Origin of the sequence: Actinomadura sp. NPDC048032, from assembly GCF_040653175.1 — a bacterium.
GTDB lineage: Bacteria > Actinomycetota > Actinomycetes > Streptosporangiales > Streptosporangiaceae > Spirillospora > Spirillospora verrucosospora.
The window spans coordinates 1-2,214 of sequence record NZ_JBEZJP010000721.1; the positions used below are offsets into that span (position 1 = coordinate 1).

General features: G+C 74.3%; 2 protein-coding genes and 2 pseudogenes. 1 reads left to right on the forward strand and 3 read right to left on the reverse strand.

The window, feature by feature from the left end; translation table 11 throughout:
* Positions 1 to 629, forward strand: a pseudogene (locus tag AB0C69_RS41495) (polynucleotide kinase-phosphatase); the annotation flags it as partial.
* 51 nt (positions 630 to 680) lie between these two features.
* Here the strand turns inward: AB0C69_RS41495 and AB0C69_RS41500 are convergent.
* From AB0C69_RS41500 to AB0C69_RS41510, 3 genes and pseudogenes are all read right to left on the reverse strand, one after another.
* Positions 681 to 947, reverse strand: coding sequence for a zf-TFIIB domain-containing protein (locus AB0C69_RS41500; RefSeq protein ID WP_345184869.1), 267 nt, complete (start codon positions 945 to 947; stop codon positions 681 to 683).
* Positions 948 to 1,014: 67 nt separating this feature from the next.
* Positions 1,015 to 1,914, reverse strand: coding sequence for an aminoglycoside phosphotransferase family protein (locus tag AB0C69_RS41505; RefSeq protein ID WP_360362255.1), 900 nt, complete (start codon positions 1,912 to 1,914; stop codon positions 1,015 to 1,017).
* An 8-nt stretch (positions 1,915 to 1,922) separates the two neighbouring features.
* Positions 1,923 to 2,214 (reverse strand): annotated as a pseudogene (locus tag AB0C69_RS41510) (hypothetical protein); the annotation flags it as partial.

The following is a 2,214-nucleotide window of genomic DNA, read 5'->3' on the forward strand; positions in this document are numbered from 1 at the left end:
GGCTCGACCTCGGCGGGCTGCGCGAGCGCGTCGACCGGCGGGCCGCGAACGCGTTCCGGTTCCGCGACGCGTACGCGCGCTACTGCTGGCCGGTGGACGGGCTGACCGGCGTGCGGTTCGCGCCGTTCCAGGTCCTCGCGGGGGAGGGCCGCTCGTGGGCGGTCCTGCGCGACCACGAGTGGCACATGTCCGTGGCCGGGCGGCTGGCGGACGGCGACGCGAGCGGGCTCGTCCAGCGGACGGGGTCGATGACCGTCGACCTGGGGGCGCCGGAGTCGGAGGCCGCGGCCGCCGAGTGGTGGGAGAAGCTCACCGCGGCGGGCGGCGAGGGCATGGTCGTCAAGCCGCTGGGCCCGCTTCCGGAGGGCGCCAAGGTGCAGCCCGGCGTCAAGTGCCGGGGGCCGGAGTACCTGCGCATCATCTACGGGCCCGACTACCGCGAGCCCGAGCACCTCGAACGGCTGCGCCGCAGGTCGCTCGGGCGCAAGCGGTCGCTGGCGATGCGGGAGCACGCGCTGGGCGTCGAGGCCCTCGACCGGCTCGCCGGCGGGGAGCCGCTGTGGCGCGTCCACCAGGCGGTCTTCGCCGTCCTGGCGCTGGAGTCGGAGCCGGTGGACCCGCGCCTGTGACCGTTCCGCGCGCCACGGCCCGCCGCCCTCGGGGCGGGCCGTGGCCGCGGGTCAGGTCGAGAAGAGCATGTGGAACACGCTGCCGTGGTGCGGGCGGTGGTGCCCGCCGTGGTGATGGTGGTGGACCGCCGGCGCCGGGGCGCCCCAGCCGGGCGCCGCGGCGGGCGGGGGCGCCGCCCGGTACTGCGACTCCATCTGGCTCAGGGCCTCGAGCTCGCCGTAGTCGAGGAAGATGCCCCGGCAGCTGTCACATTGCTCGATGTGGACGCCGCTGCGGGTGTAGGTCCGCATCACGCCACGACATTTAGGGCAGTGCATCGCCTTGTCATCCTTCCGGTATGGATCCCCAGGTAGAGGCTAAATGTAGGACAGGTTGGGCGCCACGTCATGCCGCGTCCCCCGCCGCGGATATTCTCACGCAGGCGTCGACCATCGCCTGCTCCGCGCCGTCGAGCGGCCGATCTTCCCTCCCCGCGGATATGACGCACGTGGCCGCGATCTGGATCGCAAGACTTCGCGCGGGTACGTCCAGGGCCGTCCAGGGATCGCCCTGCACGGGCACGGCCGGGCCCCCCGCCTCCCTGTAGGCGCCCAGGAAGCGCTCCCAGTCCCGCGGCGGGAGAACCCCGCCGGAGTAGAGCGCCGCGGGCCGCGCGAGGTCCCATGCGGGGTCGCCCGAGCCGAGGTCCTCGATGTCGATGAGCCGCCACCGCCCGTCCGGTGCGCGGACCATCTGGCCCAGATGCCAGTCGCCGTGGATGAGGCAGCGGGAGCGCTCCTCGGGCTCCTTCTCCTCGCCGCGTATCCAGGCGGGGAGAGTGGCGAACGCGCGGCGCACCGCGTCCGCGGCGGGGCCGTCCTGCAGGCGGGAGACCAGGCGCGCCACGCGGGTCGGACGTCCCCACGGCGGCGCGTCGGCCGGGACGGGCACCGCGTGCAGCGCCGCCAGGAGCCGGGCGCCCTCCTCCCAGGGGAGTTCCCCGGCAGGATCCACCGGCTCACCGAACGCCGAGAGCGTGACCGTGCGGCCGTCCACGGTGAGCGGCGGCCCCAAGGCGCCGACGACCAGATCGGGCAGGGCCTCCGCCAGCGCTATCCGGGCGAGGAGGGGGGAGCCGTGTTCCCGGTCGGCCTGGTGCGCCTTCACGACCACGTCGCCGACGCGGACGACGAGCACACCGTGCCGGTCGTACAAGGTCTCCGGCCGTCCGTCCTGGGTGGCCCTCTGACGCCCGATCTCGGCGAGCCGCGTGAAGAGCCCTGACTGGACGGTCTCGGTTTGCACGCGACCAGTCAACCACTCCGCGCGGGGCCCATCCGCTGCGCCGACGAGGCGGCGAACTCGTCCCGCAGCCGCTGCCGGACGACTTTGCCCAGCATGTTCCGGGGCAGCTCCGTCCGGGGCAGGAACTCGGAGGGCACCTTGTAGTGCGACAGAAAGCGTTCGCAATGCCGGCGCAGCTCGTCCGCCGAGAACGGGTAGGCGGGGTGTTCCACCACGTGGGCGATGATGCGCTCGCCCCGCCGGGCGTACCCGAAGTACGGGACGACCGCGGTGACCGCCCCGGCGCCGGCCCGGCGGCAC

Excerpts from the sequence above, each read along its gene's own strand:
- AB0C69_RS41500 (WP_345184869.1), bottom strand. The coding sequence starts at position 947 with ATGCACTGCCCTAAATGTCGTGGCGTGATGCGGACCTACACCCGCAGC.